The organism is Vreelandella sp. L-15 (assembly GCF_056857635.1).
This window is the reverse complement of record NZ_JBSXNN010000056.1, coordinates 43,425-66,395: the sequence shown is the minus strand read 5'-3', so window position 1 is coordinate 66,395 and position 22,971 is coordinate 43,425. Positions and strand designations below refer to the sequence as shown.

The following is a 22,971-nucleotide window of genomic DNA, read 5'->3' as shown; positions in this document are numbered from 1 at the left end:
GATGTCTTCCTTTGACGAGTGAATGAGTTACGACTTTGAGTAACGACTTCAGCATAGCAGTCATCACCATATAGACAACCTTACTGGCTTAACGGTTCAGCCCAGTGGCGCTGAATAGTGGGTTGAGGCTAAAACCAAGGCTCAGGCGATGCACGCGGTGGTTGTAATCGATCATGCTCTCGCCGTAACCGTAGTAGTACTGCACATGGGTGCGCACGCCGTTGAACGCTGGCCAGCTGTAATCGATCTGCGTGCCGTAGTTGCCGGCGCTAGGGTTGCCACGCAGTTGACCGGCAAATTCATGGTTGTTTTGCAGGCGCTTGGCGAGGCGAATGTCGCCATAGCCGACGAAGCGCTCGATATCGGGGTTGTCATCATCGCTATCCGACTCGGGCACGCGCCAGTGAGGCGCCAGGGTGAGCGCCCAATCGCCGCTTTGGAAGGTGCTTTCCAAGTACACTCGGTTCCAACTGCGCGAGAGCGGATCGGAGCGTCCGTTTGATTGATGGATGAACGACACGCGATTGCGGGTGTTCACCCATCCCACGGCACTCCAGGCATTGTCGAAGTCGATAAACACTTCGGGCTCATAGTTGGTTTCGCGAAACGGCGAGGAGGCATCGGTGTTGTACGCCTGCCACCAGCTACGCTGGGTATACGCAAAGTAAACGTCGCCTATGTCACCGAAGACATTTTCGGCCAAATTGAACTTGGCACTGAATTGAAATTTGACCTCACCACTATCCGGTTGAACGTCGTCTGTGATGCTGCGGAAATTCTCGACGTTTTGATTCGTGTTGTAGCTAATGGGGAACAGATAGTTGGTGCGATGCGTCGTGATGGCGAAGGGGTTACGTGACGACTCTTGTTCCAACTGTCGCCGTTCACTCAGGTCTTCGAGCGCTACTTCGACCGGCAGCGGCGCTGGTTCGATACCCAGGGCGGCATCTTCGGGTGCTTCGATTTGCTGAAGCTGCTGGCGCAACTGGTAGAGTTCGGTACTGAGCGCTTGAATGCGGGCTTCAATGTCTTCTCGGGAATCGGCTATGGCGCTTTGACTGAGCACGGTCGCGCTCACAAATGTCGCCAAACCGGTGAACAGCAGTTTTCGGGTAACCATCAACGTGGCTCGCAAATTAAGAGTAGAGAGATGTCAGCACTGTTTCTATACATGCCGCTTGTGTAAGTCAACTCCGTATGGCGACGTGCTGACAATATTGCGTCGAGCTGTCTTACCTATGACAATGGCCATCTCGCCCGGCATCGCGGGCCGATATGTCTATGAGGCATCCGTCACGTGGTTAGAAATGCCCTGAAAGCCGCCATCGGCTGCCTGTTTGTGGTAGTGCTGTTGGCGGAAACCGCCATCGCTCAAAGCACCTTGATCGAGGGCGTTCCTCCTCAAGCTGAGCTCTCCGAACGCTTGGCAGTCATTGAGTCTCTTGAAACTGAGCCTACCGCTGACCAGCAGCGTGACCAAGCGGCGTTGACCGCTGCATTGCAGGCATATGAGCGGCTCCAAGCGATTGAAGAGCGTCAGCAGGCACTCGAGCAGCGGGTCAGTCAGGCGCCTGAGCAGTTGCTACGCCTGGAGCGTGAGCTCAACGCTGCGCAAGAGGAGAGTCTGCAGCTGTCGGTCGATAACCTTAGCGATATGCCTTTAGAGGCTTTGGAAGCCGAACTGGCGGATGCCGTGATCGAACTGCAGCAGCTCCAGAGCCAAATGGCCGAGGTAAATTCCCAACTCCTTGCGGCGCAAACGCTGCCCGAGCGGGCGCAACAGGCCATTTCCGAGGCGCTGCAGCGGGCTGAAACACTGCGTCGTGAGCACGATACCCGAGCCGCGCTGCTCGCCGACCGCCAGCTTTCGGCCCGTGAGGATGCCCAGCTCATTCAGTGGCGCTTAGAGCGAGCGGTGGCCGAGCAAGAGGTCACCCTGAACCAGCGGGAGTTGAGCGCTAACAGTCGTCTGCGCGAGCTGGCTCAGCAGCGTCGTGACCTGATTGCCTTGCAAATCGACCAGCAAGAACAGCAGCTCAACCTGCTCCAGGGCGTGATCGACCGCCAGCGCCGTCTTCAGTCTGAACAGGCCATTGCCGACGCCGCCAAGAACGATCCGTTGATCGCCGAGGGGCACCCTGTCGTGCTGAATGCACAGCAGATCAACCAAACGCTTAGCCTGGAGCTATTGCGGGCGACGGACCGTGCCAATGGCATCGTGCGCGAGAACATCGAGGCGCAGCGCCAGTTGGAACATGTTCGCCAGCTCCAGCGCAGCCTCAACGAGCAGATGGAGGCGATTCGCGGCAGCCAACTGTTGTCGCGTATTCTTCGCGAACAGCGTCAATCGCTACCCGTTGTGGTGCCGCGCCGGGATTTGCAAGATGAAATCGCCGATCTGCGTTTGAAGCAGTTCGATCTCATTCGCCAGCGCGATCAACTCCGGCAGGGCGAGCGACTGGCAACCCAGCGCCTGGAAGAGGCTGGCGTCGATATCACGCCAGGGCTGGTGGATTCTCTGACCCGCTTGTATCAATCCCGACGCGAGCTGGTCGAGCAGCTCGAACAAGCATACGGCAACCTATTGAGCTCGGCTATCGAGCTACAGCTCAATCAGCAGCAGCTGCTCAGCACGACACAAGATTTACGCACTACTATCGATGAGCAGCTGTTTTGGGTGGCCAACAGTCGTCCTCTAGATGTGAACTGGCTGCGCCAACTGCCCCAGCATCTTCAGCAGGAGTGGCGGGAAGGGGAGTGGCGCGCGGTGTTGCCTACCCGTTGGAAAGGGCTCTCATGGGACATGTTGGTGGGCGCGCCACTGCTTCTGTTGAGCGTGGTTTTAATCGCTTTGCGCGGGCATATCAAAGCGCGTTTGGCGCTGATTCATTCACAAATTGGCCGTTTGAAGAGCGATACCCAGCTGCATACCCCCAAGGCCGTTTTGCTCAATGCACTGCTGGCGGTACCAGGCCCGCTGGCGTTGGCTGGCACGGGCGTAGCCCTACGTACGGCGGAAGGTGGTCTGGCCCTTGGACTGGCACCGGCGCTGCTGCAGCTTGGTTTGAGCTGGTTTGTGGTAGCCCTTGGGCGGCGACTGCTGGTGCCCGACGGCGTCGCCGAGCGTCACTTTACCTGGTCACCGACGTACAACGCGCGGCTGCGTCGCTTGTTGATTGGGCTGGGCATGGCGCTGGTACCGGTCGTGGCCATTGCGGCCATGTCTGAACAGATGGAGACCCCCTTGGCCCAGCGCCCTGTCGCTATGGCACTGTTCATGGGGGGGCTGCTTGCCATGGCGTGGTCGCTGACGCAGCTCATCCTGGCCCATGTCCCAATCTTTGGTGTGCGGCTTTTCAGGCTGATCTTGGGGCTCGCCATGGCCGCTGTTCCACTGGTGCTGATGGGGCTGGTTGCCTGGGGCTACGAGTACACGGCGCTCAGGCTGGTAGCGCGTTTTGCCATTACGCTCTACCTATTAGGGCTTTGGGTGGTAGTGGAGGCGACGGTGGTGCGTAGTTTGGCCGTTGCCGCCCGCCGCTTGGCCTACCGCCGAGCGCTGGCTAGACGGCGCGCCCAGGTGCAAGAGGGTGCCGAAGGCGGGCTCGAGGTAGTCGAAGAGCCGCCGCTGGATATGGAAAAGATCAACGCTCAGTCGCTGCGGCTCTCCAAGCTGATTCTGCTGGTTGGTTTCAGTGCGCTGCTCTATTTGGTGTGGTCGGATCTGCTCTCGGTATTGGGTTACTTGGACCAGGTATCGCTTTGGGACGCGGGCGAAGGCGATCTGGTCGATGATGCTCTCTCCATTTCGGATTTTTTTACGGCGCTGCTGGTAGTGGCTGTCACGTTCATCATGGCGAGGAACCTGCCAGGACTACTCGAAGTCATGGTGCTCTCTCGCTTGGCACTCAAGCAGGGCAGCGCTTATGCGATTAGCTCACTGCTCTCTTACACCATCGTAGGCACCGGGATCGTTATGTCGCTGGCGACTTTGGGGGTCTCTTGGGACAAGCTGCAGTGGCTGGTGGCGGCGCTGAGTGTGGGTTTGGGGTTTGGCTTGCAAGAGATCTTTGCCAACTTCATTTCGGGATTGATCATTCTGTTCGAGCGCCCCATTCGTATCGGCGACACCATTACGCTAGGGAACCTTCACGGCACGGTCAGCCGGATTCGCATTCGGGCGACCACGGTGACCGACTTCGACCGCAAAGAGATCATCATTCCCAACAAAACGTTCGTGACCGACCAACTGATCAACTGGTCGCTCTCCGATAACGTGACCCGCGTGGTGCTCACCTACGGCGTCTCCCACGGTTCGGATTTACCACTCGTGCATAGACTGTTACGTCAGGCTGCCGATGAGAACGCACGCGTATTGGATGACCCGGAGCCGCAGGTGTTCTGCTTGAGCTATGGGCCACACAGCCTGAATTTCGAACTGCGTATTTTTGTCAATGACCTACTGGACCGCTTATTTGCCGCCGATGAGGTGAACTGCCGAGTGGACGAGCTGTTCAAGGAGGCGGGAGTGAAGATCGCCTTTGAACAGCTCGATGTTTGGCTGCATCCTGAGCAAGGGGAGTCGGTGAAAGTGCAGTCCAAGCCGACCCTCCCGCCTGCTTCGTTGAGCTAACCGCTAGGGCTTGCTGGCGAGAAGAAGAAACTCCCGATTGCCGTCGCTGCCGGTAATCGGGCTCTCTTGCCAGTGGCTGATGACGAGGCCGCACTGCTCGCAGGCGGTGCGTATTTTTTGCTCCACCTCTGCGTAGCGACGAGGGTCGCGCACGACGCCGCGTTTATCCAGCGCACCGGGGTCTAGCTCAAACTGTGGTTTTACCAGCGAAAGCAGCTGCCCGCTAGGCGGCAGTAGGGCGGCAATCTCAGGCAGAATCAGCGTCTGGGATATAAACGATACATCCATCACCGCAAGATCAATCGGCCGTTCGGCAAGCGTGCTCAAAAGTGCCTCTGAGGTGCTCATATGACGGGCATTGAGGCCTTCCAGGCAGGTTACTCGTGGGTCGCTGCGTAAGTGGCTGGCAAGCTGGTCGTGGCCGACTTCCACGCCTACTACATGGCGTGCGCCAAATTGCAGCGCGCAGTCAGTAAACCCGCCTGTGGACTGGCCAATATCCAGCACGCCTTTATCCTCTAAGCGCATGGCTAACGCCTGTAGAACGCCTTCTAGCTTTAGCCCTGCGCGTGAGGCGTAGCGCTCTTCTGGGTCCTCCTCCACGCGGAGTGGGGCATTGGTCGGCCATTTTTCAGAGGGTTTGCTCAGCAAGGTGCCGTCGCTTAAAAAAACGCGCCCGTTTTTGATCAGCCGCTGGGCACGGGTACGAGAACTGGCCAGTCCTTGGCTGACCAGTAATTGATCGAGTCGTATCATCTTGGTCGTATCTGTAGTGTTTGGGAGGCCCCGTATTACTGGGGCCATTAGTCGGCCTGCAGCTCAGTAGGGGGAAGCGTGTGGCTCCCCAGCTACGGTGCAGAAAGCCCTTAACGCGCTCTAGTTCTTCATCGGTCACCGTGGCCAGCTCGCCTCTTTCTAGAGGGGCGTAGTGGTAGATATAGAGCCGCGAAGTGAACTGCTCAAATGGCAGAGAGGCTTCGCCAAAGCGCTCGCCGTTGCCGGACGTGCTAGCTCGTTGAGCTTGGCATCTTCAGGTGAAGAGACCTCTTGGTGGTTTGTCACATAGACTCCTTACCCTTGCCGTAGCGGGGATTATACATAGAAGTCGAGATCCTCTTGGCGTTTTAAAAGATCACGGATGGTATGCGCGTCCTCACCTTTAAAGTAGATCAAGCCCCAGTGGGTACCATACACAATAGGCGCTACCACCGGCTAATTAGTGGCCTGTGAGGCTGTCAAATAAGGAAAGCGCCGTTTTCGATGATGTCTGCTAAAGGGGCAACCCCGGAGTATGGTAGGCTAGGCGCGGTAACGTTACCTTCAAGTGGCAAGAGGATTAGGCCAAGATGGCGGCCAAGCCGATCTACCGTGTGGTGGTTCACCAGCAGGGTGAAATTTGGGATTTATACGTCAGAGAGATCTTTCAGAGCGAACTCTGGGGCTTTATTGAAGTCGAGGAGTTTGTCTTTGACGATGCGTCGCGAGTGGTGGTGGATCCAGGAGCGGAAAAACTGCAGCGAACCTTTGAGGGTGTGAAGCGTAGTTACCTGCCTCTTAACGCCATTGTGCGGATTGATGAGGTAGAGCGTGAAGGCCCCCTGAAGGCCGTGAAAAGTGATGCTCGCGTCGCAGAGTTTCCTCGTCCCTTCCCGTTACCGCCCCGCGGGGAAGGGTAAGCGCTTTAGACACGCGCAACGCTTTGAGCGATACGCGCGGTGGCTTCGTCGGCCATGCGCGTTTTTATGATCAGGACATGACGTCATGCAAGTAGATAAATTTCGCAGTAATTGTTATGCCGCCGCAGTTGGCGTGCTGCTAAGCATGAGCAGCCAAGCGGCATTCGCTCAATCCGATAACCAAGCCTGGGTCAGCGATGAGCTAAGTACCTACGTGCGCAGTGGGCCGACAGATGGTTATCGCATTGTGGGAACGCTCAATGCAGGCGAGCAGGTGGAAGTGCTGGAAACCAGCGGTGATTACACCCGGGTGCGCAGCAATAGCGGCGATACGGTGTGGGTTTTGAGCAATGAGCTTCAGCAAACGCCTAGTGCTCGTCAGCAATTGCCCGAGCTGCAGGCCCAGGTGGAAGAGCTGACCCAAGAGCTTGACGGTATCAACGATACCTGGGAGCAGCGGGTCTCTTCCATGACCGCCACGCTTGATGTTCGCGAGCAGCGCATCGCAGACCTGGAAGCGAGGAACCTTGAGCTGGATAACGAGGCAGAGCAGTCACGCCAACAGGTGCGAGCGCTGCAGGCACGTCTGGACACTCAAGAGGAAGACTTGCTGATGCGCTACTTTATGTACGGTGGCGGTGTGGCGGGCGCTGGCCTGCTGGTGGGGCTGATTGTGCCGCACTTGCCGCGCCGTCGTAAAAAGCGTGACCGCTGGTTCTAAACAGTTAGGTTTTTAGGATAGTAAGAGGGCATGTCCATGGAGAATTCCTGGCGGCAGCGTTGGCAAGAGGGACGGATAGGCTTTCACCTGGAGGAGACCCACCCGGCACTGTTGAAGTATTGGCCAACGCTAGGCGTGCCCTCTGGAGCCAAGGTGTTGGTGCCGCTATGTGGGAAGAGCTTAGATATGCGCTGGCTCGCGGACCAAGGGCACCCGGTGTTGGGCATAGAGCTTGCCCCGGAGGCTATCGAGCAATTTTTGGCCCAGCGTAGTGGCGGTATCTCTCGTTATACTCAGGCAGGCTTTGAGGTGTGCCGGCAGGGTAACATCGAGCTCTGGTGCGGTGACTTCTTTCACCTGCATATTCAGCAGGCGGCTGAAGTGGAGGCTTTTTACGATCGTGCATCGCTGATTGCGCTGCCACCGGCTACCCGCGAACGCTACGCTTTCCACTTGGCTCAGTTGGTGCCACCGGGAGCGAAAGGGCTGCTGGTGGGGTTAACCCACGCCGATGGCGATGCCGGGCCGCCATTTAGCGTGCCGGATGAGGAAATTGAGCGCCTGATGGCGCCCAATTTCCGCATAGAGCGGTTAGCGCACCTGCCCGCCGATGCCCGTGGCCGAAGTGAAAGCATCTGGGCGCTTGAGCGGCGCGGGCCACGGGTTTAATTATCCCCTTAACGGGCGAGAAGCCGACCCAGCTCTGGGTCGCTGAATGCCCGGTTTAGGCCATCGCTAAGCAAGTCGTTCAACATCCGCGTATTGGCATCTTCACCCGGTTTAAGCGCATAACCTTGGGTGCGACGTGACGTATATGTCCCGGTATACGTCGTGCCCTGGTTCTGCGCGATGGCCCGGAAAACCCCTTCAATGCGCGCTTCATCAATTAGCGGCTGCCCGCTGTCGCCACGGCCATAGTGCAAGCTGGCAAGTTCCAGAGTCAGGCTGGGGCGGCCTTGGGCGGCTTCGCGGGTGGGGGTAAACCCCATATCGCGTGCGGCACGCTCCGCTTCGGCCTGTAGGCGCGGAATCAATTCATGGCTGCTTACTATAATCTGCGCCGTCGACATGTTGCCGCCCGTGCGCGTACCAATGACTTCACTCGGCCGGGCGTCGACGGCCACCACGGTCACTTGCTGACCCGAGCCGGTTTGCGGCACGTTAGCGCTACGGGTGGGGTTTAGCTGTAGGTATTGAGGACTTGCACAGCCTGCCAGCAATAGGGTGGTTAACAACGCACCAGACGCGCGTAAAAAGTGACGCCGACGCATAAAACTCTCCGCAATCATTGTGGTTAAACGATAAACATACCTGTCGCAACAAGGTATTAAAAAGCAAAGCGTTAAGAAACAAGGCATTGCAATAATCGCGGCAGTATAGCGTTGTGCTAGCCTGCCGCGCTAGCAGTCCCTAAGCCACTCGTGCCTGCTGCTCAGGTGTTTTAGCGTCTTCTTTAAAGCGATGCCACTGGCGCGGGTGAGCAAACAAGCGCTGCCCCCGGCGCATGTGCAGGCGCTCGAAATCGGCGTGGCGAACGGTGGCTAGCCACGGTTTTGCCAGCCAGTCGGCCTCTAGCTCTACGCGTACTTCGGCACCGACCGGGGAGATAGCGGTAATCGTCACCGGCAGGTGGCTTTCAGCGCTGGGTTCTTCCGCCAGGCGCACCTCATGGGGGCGCAGCTGCAGCTCTTCATCGCCATCGGGTAAGTCCACGTTGAGGTGCGCATCGCCGCAGGTCAGCACGCCATCGCGAACGCGGCCCTCTAGGTGGTTCACATCACCCAAAAACTCAAATACAAAGCGGTTCTTCGGTGCGCGGTAGAGCGTATCCGGCGTGTCGATTTGCTCGATACGGCCGTTACTCATCACCACCACACGGTCAGAAAGCTCCAGCGCTTCTTCCTGGTCGTGGGTGACGAACACGCTGGTAAAGTTCAGTTCGTCATGCAAGCGGCGCAGCCAGCGGCGAAGGTCTTGGCGAACCTTGGCATCCAGGGCGCCAAACGGCTCGTCTAGCAGCAGGACGTCAGGCTCTACAGCAAGTGCGCGAGCCAGCGATACGCGCTGCTGTTGCCCACCCGAGAGCTGGGCAGGCAAACGGTTGGCTAAGTGCTGTAGCTGCACCATCTCAAGGAGCCTGAAGACCCGCGCCCGAATTTCACCGTTGGAGGGGCGGCGCTTTTTCGGCATCACCGTAAGGCCAAACGCCACGTTGTCATAAACGCTCATATGACGAAACAGGGCGTAGTGCTGAAAAACAAAGCCGATACGGCGGTCACGCACATGCACATTAGTCACGTCACGGTCGCCAAATAGAATTTTACCCGGCTGCGGCGAGCTATCGGCGTTCTCTAGGCCAGCAATGATACGCAGCAGGGTGGTTTTGCCCGAACCGGAAGGACCTAGCAAGCCCACCAATTCACCTTCGTGAATGTCCAGGTTGATGGGTTCAAGCGCCTGGGTGTTGGCAAAGTGCTTGGCAATATTCTGTAAGCGAATACTCATGTGTATGCCTCCCGGCGCGATGCGCGCCATTCAAGGCCTGCCTTGGCCGCAAGAGTTAACAGGGCAATCAGGGCCAGCAGGGCGGCGCTCGCAAACGCACCCACGGCGTTGTAATCCTGATAGAGCTGCTCAAGGTGCAGCGGTAGCGTATTGGTTTGCCCACGAATGGCCCCTGAGACAACCGAGACCGCGCCAAATTCACCCACCGCGCGGGCGTTGGTAAGGATGATGCCGTAGAGCAGTGCCCAGCGAATGTTGGGCAGCGTGACCCGCCAAAACGTTGTCCAGCCAGAAGCGCCCAGCGTTACGGCGGCTTCTTCTTCCCGTGAGCCTTGGGCCTGCATAAGCGGGATTAATTCACGCGCCACAAACGGGCAGGTGACGAAGATGGTGACCATCAAAATGCCCGGCCAGGCAAACATCAGCTGAATATCGTGGCTATCTAACCATCCGCCAATCCAGCCGTTGCGGCCATACAGCAGTAGATAAATTAAGCCAGCGACCACAGGAGAAACGGCAAACGGAATATCAATCAGCGTTTGCAGAATGCGCCGCCCTGGGAAGCTAAAGCGCGTCACCAGCCACGCTAGCGCGACGCCAAATACCAAGCAAATGGGGATGGTCATTAACGCAATGACCAACGTAAGGCCAATGGCGTGGAGGGTGAACGCATTGCTCACGTTCTCCCAAAATACCATGACGCCCTGGGAGAACGCCTGAGCAAAAATAGCCACCAGCGGCAGCAGCAGAAATAGCGCAGACAGCAGTAGGGCTGCGCCAATTAATAAGCGCCGCACTAAAGGCGCATCACCAATCCGGCGCATTATCCTTTACCTCCATGCAGACGACGCACAAAGCGGCCCTGCCAGATATTGATGGCGAGCAGCAGCGCCAGCGAGACAAACAGCACCACCGAGGCAATGGCAGACGCCCCCGCGTAGTCATACTCCTGCAGTTTGACGAAGATCATCAGTGCCGTGATTTCGGTTTCATAGGGCATGTTGCCCGCAATGAAAATGATCGCCCCGAACTCACCCAGCGAGCGCACGAAGGCAAGCCCGGTGCCAGTGACGAGCGCGGGCCAAAGGTGCGGCATAATCACTCGGCGAAACGCCACGCCATCGGTGGCGCCCAGGGACATCGCGGCTTCGTCCACCTCGGCAGGCAAATCTTCCAGCACCGGCTGCACCGTGCGCACCACAAAGGGAATACTGGTGAAGGCCATCGCCAGGGCAATCCCCACCCAGGTGTAAGCGACCTGAAGCCCCATGGGCTCGATGATGTTGCCGACCCAGCCATTGCCCGCATAGAGCGTGGCCAGGGTGATGCCAGCCACGGCAGTAGGCAGGGCGAAGGGGAGGTCCATCAAGGCATCGAGCAGGCGCTTGCCAGGAAACTCATAGCGCACCAGTACCCAGGCCAGTAGCAGGCCAAACACCGCATTCACCAGCGCCGCTACGGCTGCCGCGCCGATGGTGACCATATAGCTGGCGACGACGCGGCCTTCGGTGATGATGGCAAAGTACTCGGCCAGGCTTAGTTCAGAAAGCTGGCCAAATAGTCCGGTAATGGGGAGTAGCAGTACCAGCGAAATAAATAGCACGCTGATACCCATAGATAGGCCAAAACCCGGCAGCACGCGCGTGCTGCCGGATCGCCAAAATGCTAATTGGCTCATGGGGTTCCGTTAACGACGTTGCAGTTGATCAAGCAGAGCACCGCCTTCGAAGTGGTTCTCCATCGCTTCTTCCCAGCTGCCGAACACGGTTTCGACTTCAAATAGCTCGGTGTCGGGGAACTGGTCGGCAAACTCTTCTACCACAGTGTCGTTATGGACACGGTAGTTAAAGCCTGCCAGCTGACGCTGGGCGTCTTCGGTATAGAGGTACTCTAAGTAGCTTTGGGCTAAGTCGCTGTTGCCGTTACGTTCGGCGTTTTCACCCACCACCGCGACCGGGAATTCCGCCAGAATGCTCACCGGCGGGACGATTACTTCGTAGTCATCGCTGCCGTATTCGCTGCGGATGTTGTTCACTTCAGACTCAAAGCTGATCAGTACGTCGCCAATGCCGCGCTCGATAAAGCTGGTTGTGGCACCGCGACCGCCGGTGTCGAACACCGCTACGTTGCGCAGGAATGTGCGCATGAAGTCTTGGATCTTCTCTTCATCGCCGTCGAATTCATTCTCGGCGAAGCCCCAGGCAGCCAGGTACGTGTAGCGGCCGTTACCGGAGGTTTTCGGGTTCGGGAAGACCATTTGTACGTCTTCTTTAACGAGGTCATCCCAGCTTTCGATGCCTTTCGGGTTGCCTTTGCGCACCAGGAAAGCGGTGGTGGAGTAGTAGGGCGAAGCGTTGTTCTCAAACGCATCCTGCCAATCCTCAGCCACCAAGCCTGCATCGGCTAGTGCTTGAACGTCGGTGACTTGGTTAAACGTCACTACGTCCGCACGTAGGCCCTGCATAATGGCGCGCGCCTGGGCAGAGGAGCCACCGTGGGACTGGCTGATAGCGATCTCTTCGCCATGCTCTTCTTCCCACCACGCCTGGAACTCCGGGTTGATCGCGGCGAATAGCTCACGGGCGATGTCATAGGAGGAGTTCAGCAGCTCGCGCTCCTGAGCAACGGCGGCGCTGGAGAAGGTCATGCCAGAAACGACGGTGCCAACGGCAACGGCCAGTAGGCTACGGCGAAGGCCAGTACGGAATGCAGAGGATAGCGTCATTGCAGACTCCTTAATTCTGGGGGCGATTTAGTCGCGATGTCGCTAAGGTTAAACCTAGGATTGTGGAATTACAATTGTGTTTTATATTCTATTTGGAAATATCTGTTTAAGGATATGCACTGACGGCAAGCGTGCTGCATGTCCGTCACGTGTAATAGGGCTTCGTGTGTGGCTCTGGTAAGATGGCCCCTTTATTTTTATTACCTGAGGACCCCTTCATGAGCGCTGCACAGGATTTTTTGATTGCCCCTTCGATACTCTCCGCTAACTTTGCGCGGCTGGGCGAGGAGGTTGATAACGTGCTGGCGGCCGGCGCCGATGTGGTTCATTTCGACGTTATGGATAACCATTACGTGCCGAACCTGACTATTGGGCCGATGGTATGTAAGGCGCTGCGCGACCATGGCGTGACGGCACCCATTGATGTGCACCTGATGGTGAAACCGGTGGATCGCATGATCAGCGATTTCATTGAGGCGGGTGCCAGCTACATCACCTTCCACCCAGAAGCCTCCGAGCATATCGACCGCTCGTTGCAGCTGATCCGTGACGGTGGTTGTAAGGCGGGGTTGGTGTTTAACCCGGCAACGCCGCTTTCGTATCTTGATTACGTAATGGACAAGGTCGATATGGTGCTGCTGATGAGCGTCAACCCCGGCTTTGGCGGCCAGTCGTTTATCCCCGGTACGCTGGACAAGCTGCGCGAGGCACGGGCGCGTATCGACGCTTCGGGCTTGCCCATTCGCTTGGAAATCGATGGGGGCGTGAAAGTCGACAATATCGCGGATATCGCCGCCGCCGGTGCCGATACCTTTGTGGCGGGTTCAGCGATCTTTAACGCCCACCAGGCAAGCGACCCCCACGGCTACGACAGCGTGATTCAGCAGATGCGCGCGAAGCTGGCCAAGGTTCGCTGATAGTTATCGGGTTTACCTACCCATTATGCTGAGTAAGCCTGAGTGGGAGGCCGCTTTAGCGGGCGAATGGCGCCGCTAGGCGCCTTAGCAGAGCCCCCGTCGCGAGCTGAAGCTCCCTCCCATGACCGCTAACTATGCTTAACTGAATGGTATTAGGGTAGATCTCCCGCCCTTTGCATGTCTTTAGTGAAGTTTCATGCGTGGTTTGAGGTAGCGGTTTAATTTATCCACCAACCATGCAAGCCCGGTTTTTGGCGCACCGTGAATAGAGAGTTGATGCATGCGGTAGAGCGATGCATAGGCTTGGCGCGCCAGCCAGCCCTCCAGAAAAAGCCCGCGAGAGGCGGAGCTGCGCATGAGGTTACCTACCGCGTCGTAACGGGCCAGGGATACAAGCGAGCCGTGATCGCGATAGTGAAATTCGCGCAGCGGCTTCTTCTCCAGGCAATGCTCCAGGTTTTTAGCCAATAGCTTGGCCTGCTGATGGGCGGCCTGAGCGCGAGGCGGCACCGTTGCATTATCGCCTTGGGGGCAGCAAGCGCAGTCGCCCATTGCAAAAATATGCGGGTCGTCTACGCTCTGCAGTGTCTGCTTGACGTTGATCTGGTTGCGCTTGTTGGTGCTTAAGCCCAGCTCAGTAAGAAACGGCGGCGCTTTAATGCCAGCGGCCCATACGTTGAGATCGGTTTCGATCACCTCACCGTCGCCTGTGACCAGCTGATACTCCTGAGCTTCTTGAATTGCCGTGCCCACATGTACGGTGACCCCCATGCTCTCCAGCTCTTGCTGAACGGTTTGGCTGATGCGCTCAGATAAGCCGGGGAGCAGGCGCGGTGCCGCTTCAATCAAATGCACGCTAATGGTTTGGTGATCAACAGCCGTGACGCCGTAGGCATTGAGCAGGCGCGAGGCGTCTAACAATTCCGCCGAAAGCTCCACCCCCGTTGCACCGCCGCCGACAATGCCAATGGTGAGCTGGGTGTTCTGACGCAGCTTGGGGTCGGTATAGCGCAGGAAGGTATTGATCATGTCCCGCTGGAAGGCTTTGGCCTGCTGGGGAGAGTCAATAAAGTGGCAGTGCTCTGCGACTCCCTTGGTACCAAAATCATTCGAGATACTGCCAAGTGACAGTACTAAATAGTCATAAGTGAGCTGGCGGGCGGGCAGTACCTCCACGCCATCTTCATCTTCAATAGGTGCCAGGTGAATGACCTTCTGTTCCCGATCAAGACCGTTGAGCGAGCCGCGCTGGTAGCGGTAGTAGTGGGCTGAGGAGTGCCCGCGATAATCCACTTCATCCATGCTGGAGTTTAGCACCCCGGTGGCTAGCTCATGCAGCAGCGGCTTCCATACGTGGGTGGCGTTGCGGTCAAGCAGGACAATCTCAGCGCGCTTTTTTTTACCTAGCGTGTGTCCAAGACGGGTGGCTAGGGCTAGCCCGCCCGCGCCGCCGCCCACAATCACAATTCGGGGAATGGCCATTACTCTCTCCTTGGCAAATATAGCCACAGCATAGAACTTTATGTGGTGTATGACGAAGGGCTAAGTAGGTAAGATGATCAAATTAATCGACACTGTTGCCAACTAGCAGCCTAAGCACATAAGTGAGGCCACGCGTGCATACCATTTTGCAAGCAAAGCGGTTAATCGCCTTTGATTTAGACGGCACGTTAATCGACTCAGTGCCCGATTTGGCCGTTGGCGTGCAGCGGGCGCTGCAAGAAGTTGGGCTGGCGCAGCCGAGTGAAGATCAGGTGCGCGATTGGGTGGGCAACGGCGCACAGGTACTGGTAGAGCGAGCGCTGTCCTGGGCACTCAACGCCGCACCGGAGGCAGCGTTGCAACAAAACGCCTACGAAGCGTTTATGCGCCATTACGGGGCCGCGCCCAATGCATTAACCAAACTCTACCCGGACGCGTCTGAAGCGCTTCATGCGCTGCATGAGGCGGGTTTTGTGCTGGCCTTGATTACCAATAAACCCGAGCGGTTCATTGCGCCTATTTTAAGCCACTTTGGTGTGCTGGCGCTGTTCACGTCTACCGTGGGCGGCGACTCGCTAGCCGAGAAAAAACCCAGCCCGTTGCCGCTTCTGCATGTTGCCCATACGCTGGATATTGCCCCCTCGGCGAGCGTGATGGTGGGGGACTCTCGCCATGATATCGCGGCGGGTAAGGCGGCGGGCTTTACGACGGTGGCACTGCCATATGGCTATAACCACGGCGACCCCATCGAGCAGAGCCACCCGGATCTGATAGTGGCATCGCTTCGCGAGCTGGTTAGCTAGCGCCTACTCCTCGGCCCTGGCACCTCCCAGCGCTTCATGCAACAGCTCGGCATTGTGGCGCAGCATTGCCGGGTAGTTGTAGGCGGGGCCATCGCTATCACTCAGCGTATCCACATAGAGCGGGCCTGCTAGCGTAAGGCCAGCCTCTCGCGCTAGGGCATCCATATGGATATAAGGTGTCGTGCTTTCATAAAACAGCGCGGGCGGACGTTTGTCGGTTAAGCGTTTGCTCATGATTTCCATAGCCTGGGCGCTGCCCAGTGTCTCGCTGCCTAGGCCCCAAATCGCGGCATACTCAAAGCCGTAAGCGTGGGCAAAATAGCCAAAAGCCGCTTCACTGGTAGTGAGTATACGATTGGTTTGTGGAATCCCCTCCAGGCGCTCTTGTATCTGCTGGTCGAGTAGGGCAAGCGCCTCCCTGGCTTGCACCGCTCGAGCCTGAAAAGCGGCTGCTTTGTCGGGATAGCGTACGCTTAGGGTGTGAGTGATTACCTCGATATAAGCGGCAGCCCCTTTTGGGTCCATCCACATATGGGGGTCCGGATTGCCTTTATGCTGACCCACTGGAATCGTCAGCGGCGCATAGTTGGCGCTTTCGGCCAGAGCCATTAGCGTTAGCGTGTCGTTGGCCATCGCTTCTACATGACGGATCCATGGCTCTAGCCCGTGGCCGTTGTAAAACACAATATCGGCCTCTTCCACTGCAAGTACGTTAGGGGGCGTCAGCTCCCAGCGGTGAACATCATCGCCCACCGGTACAATCGTCGTGATGCTGATATCATCGCCTGCGACACGCTTGACTAAATCTTCGATGACCGAAAATGACGCTATCACTTTAATCGAAGTGGCTGCGAATGCCTGGGGGGTGATGAATGTCGCCACTAATAAGAGCGTGATTATCCAGGGTGTCCGCTTGTCCATACCACGCTCCTAACCTATTAAAATGACGGCAAATCATAAAGAGTGTCCTGCTTTGTTGCTAGAGCCATTGCCGCGCTTTGCTTTAGAGCAAAGCGTAGTGCCAACTCCTGCAAACGAAGTGGTTTCACCCACGCCTGTTAACCTCTATGCTTTAAAAAAATGCCGCTTAATAACGACATGGTGGACAAAATAGCTACTATCTATGTTCGCCTAGCCCTAAGCCTAGTCTTCTTTTGACAAGCGTAGTTTTTTTAAATCACTCTTTTGAACAGCTTTCTGGATAGCGTGTCATGACCTCTCAAAATGGTATGTCCTCTCGCCGCCGCGGGTACCCTAAAGGGCGTGATGTAGCACCTGTCGCACTGGCGGCGCTGCGTGACCTGTTAGGCGATGAGCGCCAGACGCCAAGCCTGAAGCGTCGCGACCTGTTGATAGAGCATCTACACGCCATTCAGGATGCCCACGGCCACTTATCGCTTGTGGAACTGCGCGCCCTGGCAGCCTATATGAACCTGCCCATGGCAGCGGTGTACGAGACGGCGACGTTCTATGCCCATTTCGATGTGGTGCACGACCACCAAGCGCCCTCGCCGGATACCACAATTCGCGTCTGTGATTCTCTTTCCTGCCAATTAGCGGGGGCCAGTGCGCTACACAAAGCGTTGGAAGCTCGCGTCGATCCTGACTGTGTACGGGTGATCCGTGCGCCCTGCATGGGCCGCTGCGATACCGCGCCGGTGGCCGAGGTGGGCCATCACCATGTGCTGTATGCCACCGCAGAAGGCGTCGAAGCCGTGGTGGATACCGGCCACTTTCACCCTGAAGCGATTTTGTGGCAGCGGCTTGAAGCCTATCAGCAGGCTGGCGGTTACCAGTTACTGGCCAATGTCCGCAGCGGTAAGGTCAGCATTGATGAGGTGCTGCAGGCGCTTGAAGTCTCGGGCCTGCGAGGCTTGGGAGGCGCGGGTTTCCCTACCTTTAAAAAGTGGCAGGCCGTGCACCAAGCCGCCGGGCCGCGCTACTGCGTGATTAACGCTGATGAGGGCGAGCCGGGGACGTTTAAAGATCGCTATCACTTAGAGCGTGCGCCGCATCAGTTTCTTGAGGGCGCGCTGGTCAGCGCTTGGGCAATCGAGGCCGAGGCGCTCTATATCTATCTGCGCGACGAATACCCCGGCCTTCACCGCGTGCTCCATGAAGCGATTGCAGAGCTTGAGCAGGCGGGCATCGTCGCGCCTGGATTCATCATCATGCGCCGGGGCGCGGGCGCTTATATCTGCGGTGAGGAGTCGGCGCTGATTGAATCCTTGGAGGGCAAACCGGGTAAGCCGCGCCACCGCCCGCCTTACGTAGCCCAGCAGGGGCTGTTGGGCCGCCCCACGCTGGTCAATAACGTTGAAACCGTTTATTGGATTCCTGCCATTTGGCACAAAGGGGCTGAGTGGTTTGCTGGGCATGGGTGCAATGGTCGACGAGGCCTGCGCAGTTTTTCTGTCTCCGGGCGAGTGAACAAGCCCGGCGTGTACTTGGCGCCAGCAGGCATCACGCTGCGCGAGTTGATAGAGGAGTATGCGGGCGGCATGGCAGACGGGCATAAGCTGGTCGCTTATCTGCCCGGCGGCGCCTCGGGTGGCATTCTGCCCGCCAGCAAAGCCGATGTGCCGCTGGATTTTGACACGCTGCAGGCGCACGGCAGTTTTATCGGGTCAGCGGCGATTATCGTGCTGTCTGAGCAAGACAATCTTCAGGCGGTGGCCACCAACCTGCTGGCTTTTTTTGCCGATGAGTCCTGCGGGCAGTGCACGCCTTGCCGGGTAGGCACCGAGAAAATGCTCAGCCTGCTAGAGCGTCCTCAATGGGACGTACAGGCGCTCACACGGCTGGCGCAGGTGATGCAAGACGCCTCGATTTGCGGCCTGGGGCAAGCGGCTCCAAATCCTGTATTGGGGCTACTCAAGGATTTCCGCCCTGCGCTCGCGCAACAGCAGATTATCGTCAGCGATGCCGCTGAAGGGAGTGCACCATGACCGCTTCGTTCACTATTGTATTGGATGATCAAGAAGTCACTGCCTACCCCGGAGAAACCCTTTGGCAGGTGGCCAAGCGCGCTGGAGAGAGCATTCCCCACCTCTGTTTCAAAGACGCCCCTGGCTACCGCGCCGATGGCAACTGCCGTGCCTGTATGGTGGAAGTGGAAGGCGAGCGAGTGCTGGCTGCAAGCTGTATCCGCGAGGCCAAACCCGGCATGGTGGTGCGCAGCGCCCACTCGCCCCGTGCCATACAAGCGCGTGAAACGGTATTGGAACTGCTGATGGCCGACCAGCCCAGCCGCGCTCAAAGCCCTGACCGCTCCAGCCACTTCTGGGAAGTAGCCGACCAGTTAGCGGTCGACGAAGCGGCCGTTAAGTCGTGGCTGCCAGCACGCCGCTCAGTCGCCGTCAGCCATGCAGCGGCTATGCCTACGGTGAGCCAGCCAGATACCAGCCACCCGGCGATGCACGTCAACTTGGACGCCTGCATTACCTGCAACCTGTGCGTGCGCGCCTGCCGCGAGGTGCAGAGTAACGATGTCATCGGCATGGCGCAGCGGGGTGCTGCCGCCACCGTGGTATTTGATTTTGCCGATTCGATGGGCCAAAGCACCTGCGTGGGCTGCGGCGAGTGCGTGCAGGCGTGCCCTACCGGCGCGTTGATGCCCGCCACCGTGGTCAATACCGCAGGTCAGGGCGATTCTCAAAGCCAGCGACAGGTGGATTCCGTGTGCCCCTACTGCGGGGTGGGCTGCCAGCTGACGTACCATATTAACGACGATGCCCTGGCCTATGTGGAAGGGCGCAACGGCCCCGCTAACCAGAACCGCCTGTGCGTGAAAGGCCGGTTTGGGTTTGATTACGTGAGCCACCCGACACGCCTGACCAAGCCGCTGATACGCTTACCGGGTATTCCTAAGGCGCTCGACTCTACCTTTGACCCTGCCAATCCATTTAGCCACTTCCGTGAGGCCAACTGGGACGAAGCGTTGGAAATCGCGGCGGGTGGCCTAATGGCGATTAAGCAGGCGCAAGGCCCCAAAGCATTGGCGGGCTTTGGCAGTGCCAAGTGCTCTAACGAAGAGGCGTGGCTGTTCCAGAAGCTGGTGCGTACCGGTTTTGGCAGCAATAACGTGGATCACTGCACGCGGCTTTGCCATGCCAGCTCCGTTGCGGCGCTGATGGAGTGCTTAGGCTCTGGCGCGGTGACCGCTTCGTTTATGCAGGCGCTGGAAGCAGACGTGGTTATCCTCACCGGCTGCAACCCGGCAGTGAATCACCCCGTGGCGGCGACGTTCTTCAAGCAGGCAGCCAAGCGGGGTACTGAGATCATCATTCTCGACCCTCGCGGGCAGTCGCTGGACGCTTACGCCAGCATGAGTGTGCGCTTTACACCGGGGGCAGACGTGTCGCTGTTCAACGCGTTGCTCCACGTGATCATCGAGGAAGGCCTGTATAACCAAGCCTACATCGATGCCCACACCGAAGGCTTTGAAGCGCTCAAGCAGAGCGTGGCGCACAGCACACCGGAGGCCATGAGCGCGCTGTGCGGCGTAGCCCCCGACACTATTCGTGAGGTGGCGCGCCGCTACGCCAACGCCGAGAAAGCGATGATTTTCTGGGGCATGGGTATTTCTCAGCACACCCACGGTACCGACAATGCCCGCTGTTTGATTTCGCTGGCACTGGCCTGCGGCCATACCGGTCGCCCCGGCACGGGCTTGCACCCGCTGCGCGGCCAGAATAACGTGCAGGGTGCCTCGGATGCGGGGCTGATTCCCATGGTGCTGCCGGACTACCAGCCAGTAGGCGATAGCCAGCTACGCGCCGCGTTTGAAGCGCTATGGAACACGCCGCTGAGCGATGAGCCTGGGCTAACGGTGGTGGAAGTGATGAATGCGATTCACGCAGGCGAGGTGCGTGGTATGTACATTGTGGGTGAAAACCCAGCGATGTCTGACCCGGATCTTACCCACGCCCGCGCCGCGCTGGGTAAGCTTGAGCATTTGGTGGTGCAGGATCTGTTTATCACCGAAACCGCTCAGTTCGCCGACGTGATTCTGCCTGCCTCTGCGTGGCCCGAAAAAGACGGCACCGTGACCAACACTAACCGCCAAGTACAGCTGGGCAGGGCGGCATTACCGCTGCCAGGAGAAGCCAAGCCGGACTGGTGGATCATCCAAGAGATCGCTAACCGCTTTGGGCTGGGCTGGCGCTATCAGCACCCGCAAGACGTGTTTGCCGAAATGCAGCAGGGAATGCACTCGTTCAACCACATTAGCTGGGAGCGGCTAGCGCGGGAGAACTCCGTCACGTACCCCTGCCCAGCCGAGGACGCCCCTGGCCAGGACGTGGTCTTTAGCGACGCCTTTCCGCGCGCTGGCGGGCTGGCGAAATTCGCCCCCACGCGCCCGCTACCGCCGGACGAGCCGGTGGATGATGATTACCCGACGGTACTGACCACCGGTCGCCAGTTAGAGCATTGGCATACGGGTTCCATGACGCGGCGTGCTCAGGTGCTCGACGCCCTAGAGCCAGAAGCGGTCGCCAGCCTCTCACCGGGCGAGCTCAACCGTCTGGGGGTAGTACCGGGCGAGAAGCTCACCATTACCACGCGGCGAGGCACAATAACGCTGACCGCCAGAGTGGACGATAAAATCCCCGATGGGATGGTCTTCGTGCCGTTTGCCTACGCCGAGGCCGCCGCCAATCTGCTCACCAACCCAGCCCTGGACCCCTACGGCAAAATACCCGAGTTCAAGTACGCCGCCTGCCGACTGGAGCGGGCAGCAGTGTCGCAGCCCCACTAAGCGTGTGCTGCCCCTGCAAGGAGCGTCTGGGTTGGGGTATCATCTCGCCTGTGCGGTTTTATTTATGTGATGGAGTAAGCGGGGCGATGGCGCAAGCGCAGGCAGTGCAACGGGTGTTGATGCTGGATAATTACGACAGCTTCACGTTTAACATCGTCCAGTACCTTAGTGAACTGAATGCCGAGGTGGTGACCTACCGCAACGATGAGATTACCCTGGAGCAAATGCACGCCCTGGCGCCTACCCATCTGGTGATTTCGCCCGGCCCGTGTACGCCCAACGAGGCGGGCATTTCGCTAGCGGCCATCGAGCATTTTGCGGGCAAACTGCCTATTTTGGGCGTTTGCCTGGGGCATCAGGCCATCGGCCAGGTGTACGGCGGCAAAGTGGTGCGGGCACCCCAGGTGATGCACGGTAAAACCTCGGCCGTGGTACACCGTGGGCAGGGAGTGTTCAGCGGGCTGGAAAACCCGTTGGAAGTGACGCGCTATCACTCATTAGTCGTTGAGCAGGAGAGCCTGCCCGACTGCCTAGAAGTGACCGCCTGGACCGCCGAGGATGACGTAACGCCCGGGCTGATCATGGGCTTTCGTCATCGTACCCTTGATGTGGAGGGGGTACAGTTTCACCCTGAGTCGATACTCACGCGCCAGGGCCATGCGTTATTGGCCAATTTTTTACAACGCGGCTGATCGCCAAATTCATACGCTTTAGGGGCTTTCCTGCTCATGCAAATGCGAGACGCAATTAACGCGGTGATGCGCCGCGAAGACCTCTCTTTCAATGCGATGCACGCACTGATGCGCCAAATCATGACCGGCGAAGCCTCCGACGCGCAAATTGGCGGCCTGCTGGTGGGGCTGGCCATGAAAGGCGAAAGCGCTGAAGAGATTAGCGCCGCCGCCCAGGTGATGCGCGATTTAATGAAACGCGTCGAGCTACACACCGAGAACGTGGTGGATATCGTCGGCACCGGCGGCGATGGCGCGAACCTGTTTAATGTGTCCACGGCGTCTAGTTTTGTGGCCGCCGCTGGCGGTGCCCATGTGGCTAAACATGGCAATCGCAGCGTCTCCTCTTCTTCTGGCAGCGCTGATTTATTCGATATTGCCGGCATCTATCTCGACCTCAAGCCTGAACAAGTGGCGCGCTGTATTGAGCAGGTCGGCGTTGGCTTTATGTTCGCACCTAACCACCACCCCGCCATGCGCTATGCCATTGGGCCACGGCGGGAAATGGGCGTGCGTACGCTGTTCAATATTCTTGGCCCGCTCACCAACCCCGCCAGCGCGCCCAATCAAGTGTTGGGCGTGTATTCTGCGGAGCTGGTGCCGCTGATGGCCGAGGTATTGCGCAAGCTGGGTAGCCGCCATGTCATGGTGGTGCATTCTGAAGATGGACTGGATGAAATCTCTCTGGCAGCGCCCACTCTGGTGGCAGAGCTAAAAGATGGCGAGATTACCCAGTACACCATTACGCCGGAATCCCTGGGCATCGAGCGCCAAAGCCTCGCCACCCTTAAAGCATCCAGCGCGGAAGATAGCCTGCGTTTGGTGAAAGCCGCACTTAGCGGTGAAGGAGCGGCGGCAGATATGGTGGCACTCAACGCCGGGGCGGCGCTCTACTGCGCGGGCGTGGCCGATAGCTTGAAAGAGGGCGTGATGGTGGCCCAGGATGCCCAGGCCTCCAAACTACCGCTTGAAAAGCTCAGAGAGCTTTCGCACTTTACTAGCGTCTTTAAAGGGTAA

At 58.1% G+C, this 22,971-nt stretch carries 19 protein-coding genes; 10 read left to right on the top strand and 9 right to left on the bottom strand.

Going from position 1 to position 22,971, the window contains the following annotated elements; all coding sequences use genetic code 11:
- Positions 1 to 88 precede the first annotated feature (88 nt).
- A complete protein-coding gene (locus AC13CY_RS07960; protein ID WP_483052444.1) occupies positions 89 to 1,120 on the bottom strand; it encodes a phospholipase A in 1,032 nt (343 codons plus the stop codon).
- Positions 1,121 to 1,297: 177 nt separating this feature from the next.
- Here AC13CY_RS07960 and mscK point away from each other — a divergent pair, with 177 nt between their 5' ends.
- Positions 1,298 to 4,633 carry a mechanosensitive channel MscK gene (mscK, locus tag AC13CY_RS07955; protein WP_058577625.1) on the top strand — a complete coding sequence of 1,112 codons (3,336 nt, stop codon included), beginning with the start codon at positions 1,298 to 1,300 and terminating at the stop codon, positions 4,631 to 4,633.
- A gap of 3 nt (positions 4,634 to 4,636) precedes the next feature.
- On the opposite strand, the gene AC13CY_RS07950 is transcribed toward mscK, so the two are convergent.
- A complete protein-coding gene (locus tag AC13CY_RS07950; protein ID WP_058577626.1) occupies positions 4,637 to 5,389 on the bottom strand; it encodes a TlyA family RNA methyltransferase in 753 nt (250 codons plus the stop codon).
- A gap of 590 nt (positions 5,390 to 5,979) precedes the next feature.
- On the opposite strand from AC13CY_RS07950, the gene AC13CY_RS07945 reads away from it, so the two are divergent.
- From AC13CY_RS07945 to AC13CY_RS07935, 3 genes are all read left to right on the top strand, one after another.
- Entirely contained in the window at positions 5,980 to 6,309 is a 330-nt protein-coding gene (locus AC13CY_RS07945; RefSeq protein ID WP_009100748.1) for a DUF1820 family protein, read from the top strand.
- A gap of 85 nt (positions 6,310 to 6,394) precedes the next feature.
- Complete coding sequence (locus AC13CY_RS07940; protein ID WP_054644975.1) at positions 6,395 to 7,030, top strand: TIGR04211 family SH3 domain-containing protein; 636 nt, start codon at positions 6,395 to 6,397, stop codon at positions 7,028 to 7,030.
- 36 nt (positions 7,031 to 7,066) lie between these two features.
- Entirely contained in the window at positions 7,067 to 7,699 is a 633-nt protein-coding gene (locus tag AC13CY_RS07935) for a thiopurine S-methyltransferase (protein WP_044628259.1), read from the top strand.
- A gap of 8 nt (positions 7,700 to 7,707) precedes the next feature.
- On the opposite strand, the gene AC13CY_RS07930 is transcribed toward AC13CY_RS07935, so the two are convergent.
- From AC13CY_RS07930 to cysP, 5 genes are all read right to left on the bottom strand, one after another.
- A complete protein-coding gene (locus tag AC13CY_RS07930) occupies positions 7,708 to 8,301 on the bottom strand; it encodes a YajG family lipoprotein (protein WP_044628202.1) in 594 nt (197 codons plus the stop codon).
- Between the two features lie 139 nt (positions 8,302 to 8,440).
- Positions 8,441 to 9,535, bottom strand: coding sequence for a sulfate/molybdate ABC transporter ATP-binding protein (locus AC13CY_RS07925; protein ID WP_284453303.1), 1,095 nt, complete (start codon positions 9,533 to 9,535; stop codon positions 8,441 to 8,443).
- Positions 9,532 to 10,359: a sulfate ABC transporter permease subunit CysW gene (cysW, locus tag AC13CY_RS07920; RefSeq protein ID WP_044628200.1), complete on the bottom strand. Its 828-nt coding sequence runs from the start codon at positions 10,357 to 10,359 to the stop codon at positions 9,532 to 9,534. Before cysW ends, AC13CY_RS07925 begins: the two co-directional genes overlap by 4 nt.
- Positions 10,359 to 11,213 carry a sulfate ABC transporter permease subunit CysT gene (gene cysT / locus AC13CY_RS07915; RefSeq protein ID WP_044628199.1) on the bottom strand — a complete coding sequence of 285 codons (855 nt, stop codon included), beginning with the start codon at positions 11,211 to 11,213 and terminating at the stop codon, positions 10,359 to 10,361. Before cysT ends, cysW begins: the two co-directional genes overlap by 1 nt.
- 9 nt (positions 11,214 to 11,222) lie before the next feature.
- Positions 11,223 to 12,260, bottom strand: a complete 1,038-nt coding sequence (gene cysP / locus AC13CY_RS07910) for a thiosulfate ABC transporter substrate-binding protein CysP (RefSeq protein WP_062374274.1) — start codon at positions 12,258 to 12,260, stop codon at positions 11,223 to 11,225.
- A 218-nt stretch (positions 12,261 to 12,478) separates the two neighbouring features.
- Between cysP and rpe the strand changes: the two genes are divergently transcribed.
- On the top strand, positions 12,479 to 13,177 hold the full coding sequence (rpe, locus tag AC13CY_RS07905; RefSeq protein WP_483052443.1) for a ribulose-phosphate 3-epimerase: 699 nt from the start codon (positions 12,479 to 12,481) through the stop codon (positions 13,175 to 13,177).
- A gap of 183 nt (positions 13,178 to 13,360) precedes the next feature.
- Here rpe and AC13CY_RS07900 read toward each other — a convergent pair whose 3' ends face one another.
- Complete coding sequence (locus AC13CY_RS07900) at positions 13,361 to 14,659, bottom strand: NAD(P)/FAD-dependent oxidoreductase (protein WP_062359145.1); 1,299 nt, start codon at positions 14,657 to 14,659, stop codon at positions 13,361 to 13,363.
- 134 nt (positions 14,660 to 14,793) lie between these two features.
- On the opposite strand from AC13CY_RS07900, the gene AC13CY_RS07895 reads away from it, so the two are divergent.
- A complete protein-coding gene (locus AC13CY_RS07895) occupies positions 14,794 to 15,462 on the top strand; it encodes a phosphoglycolate phosphatase (RefSeq protein ID WP_058577628.1) in 669 nt (222 codons plus the stop codon).
- Positions 15,463 to 15,465: 3 nt separating this feature from the next.
- Here AC13CY_RS07895 and AC13CY_RS07890 read toward each other — a convergent pair whose 3' ends face one another.
- Positions 15,466 to 16,383, bottom strand: a complete 918-nt coding sequence (locus AC13CY_RS07890) for a metal ABC transporter solute-binding protein, Zn/Mn family (protein ID WP_289143204.1) — start codon at positions 16,381 to 16,383, stop codon at positions 15,466 to 15,468.
- A 290-nt stretch (positions 16,384 to 16,673) separates the two neighbouring features.
- Between AC13CY_RS07890 and AC13CY_RS07885 the strand changes: the two genes are divergently transcribed.
- The 4 genes from AC13CY_RS07885 (at position 16,674) to trpD (ending at position 22,971) form a co-directional block, all read left to right on the top strand.
- Positions 16,674 to 18,410: an NADH-ubiquinone oxidoreductase-F iron-sulfur binding region domain-containing protein gene (locus AC13CY_RS07885; RefSeq protein ID WP_483052442.1), complete on the top strand. Its 1,737-nt coding sequence runs from the start codon at positions 16,674 to 16,676 to the stop codon at positions 18,408 to 18,410.
- On the top strand, positions 18,407 to 21,223 hold the full coding sequence (gene fdhF / locus AC13CY_RS07880) for a formate dehydrogenase subunit alpha (protein WP_483052441.1): 2,817 nt from the start codon (positions 18,407 to 18,409) through the stop codon (positions 21,221 to 21,223). The genes AC13CY_RS07885 and fdhF overlap by 4 nt, the downstream gene beginning before the upstream one ends.
- An 86-nt stretch (positions 21,224 to 21,309) precedes the next feature.
- The gene (locus AC13CY_RS07875; protein ID WP_058577632.1) at positions 21,310 to 21,915 is read left to right on the top strand and encodes an anthranilate synthase component II; all 606 of its coding nucleotides are present in this window, start codon (positions 21,310 to 21,312) and stop codon (positions 21,913 to 21,915) included.
- A 36-nt stretch (positions 21,916 to 21,951) separates the two neighbouring features.
- Positions 21,952 to 22,971 carry an anthranilate phosphoribosyltransferase gene (trpD, locus tag AC13CY_RS07870; RefSeq protein ID WP_044628137.1) on the top strand — a complete coding sequence of 340 codons (1,020 nt, stop codon included), beginning with the start codon at positions 21,952 to 21,954 and terminating at the stop codon, positions 22,969 to 22,971.

What these genes read in the sequence shown, in the direction of transcription:
- trpD (WP_044628137.1), top strand. Translation starts at nt 21,952, where the DNA reads ATGCAAATGCGAGACGCAATTAACGCGGTGATGCGCCGCGAAGACCTC.
- cysP (WP_062374274.1), bottom strand. Translation starts at nt 12,260, where the DNA reads ATGACGCTATCCTCTGCATTCCGTACTGGCCTTCGCCGTAGCCTACTG.
- fdhF (WP_483052441.1), top strand. Translation starts at nt 18,407, where the DNA reads ATGACCGCTTCGTTCACTATTGTATTGGATGATCAAGAAGTCACTGCC.
- cysW (WP_044628200.1), bottom strand. Translation starts at nt 10,359, where the DNA reads ATGCGCCGGATTGGTGATGCGCCTTTAGTGCGGCGCTTATTAATTGGC.
- AC13CY_RS07885 (WP_483052442.1), top strand. Translation starts at nt 16,674, where the DNA reads ATGACCTCTCAAAATGGTATGTCCTCTCGCCGCCGCGGGTACCCTAAA.
- AC13CY_RS07875 (WP_058577632.1), top strand. Translation starts at nt 21,310, where the DNA reads ATGGCGCAAGCGCAGGCAGTGCAACGGGTGTTGATGCTGGATAATTAC.
- AC13CY_RS07890 (WP_289143204.1), bottom strand. Translation starts at nt 16,383, where the DNA reads ATGGACAAGCGGACACCCTGGATAATCACGCTCTTATTAGTGGCGACA.
- AC13CY_RS07940 (WP_054644975.1), top strand. Translation starts at nt 6,395, where the DNA reads ATGCAAGTAGATAAATTTCGCAGTAATTGTTATGCCGCCGCAGTTGGC.
- AC13CY_RS07960 (WP_483052444.1), bottom strand. Translation starts at nt 1,120, where the DNA reads ATGGTTACCCGAAAACTGCTGTTCACCGGTTTGGCGACATTTGTGAGC.
- AC13CY_RS07935 (WP_044628259.1), top strand. Translation starts at nt 7,067, where the DNA reads ATGGAGAATTCCTGGCGGCAGCGTTGGCAAGAGGGACGGATAGGCTTT.
- AC13CY_RS07950 (WP_058577626.1), bottom strand. Translation starts at nt 5,389, where the DNA reads ATGATACGACTCGATCAATTACTGGTCAGCCAAGGACTGGCCAGTTCT.
- rpe (WP_483052443.1), top strand. Translation starts at nt 12,479, where the DNA reads ATGAGCGCTGCACAGGATTTTTTGATTGCCCCTTCGATACTCTCCGCT.
- AC13CY_RS07900 (WP_062359145.1), bottom strand. Translation starts at nt 14,659, where the DNA reads ATGGCCATTCCCCGAATTGTGATTGTGGGCGGCGGCGCGGGCGGGCTA.
- AC13CY_RS07930 (WP_044628202.1), bottom strand. Translation starts at nt 8,301, where the DNA reads ATGCGTCGGCGTCACTTTTTACGCGCGTCTGGTGCGTTGTTAACCACC.
- AC13CY_RS07925 (WP_284453303.1), bottom strand. Translation starts at nt 9,535, where the DNA reads ATGAGTATTCGCTTACAGAATATTGCCAAGCACTTTGCCAACACCCAG.
- AC13CY_RS07945 (WP_009100748.1), top strand. Translation starts at nt 5,980, where the DNA reads ATGGCGGCCAAGCCGATCTACCGTGTGGTGGTTCACCAGCAGGGTGAA.
- cysT (WP_044628199.1), bottom strand. Translation starts at nt 11,213, where the DNA reads ATGAGCCAATTAGCATTTTGGCGATCCGGCAGCACGCGCGTGCTGCCG.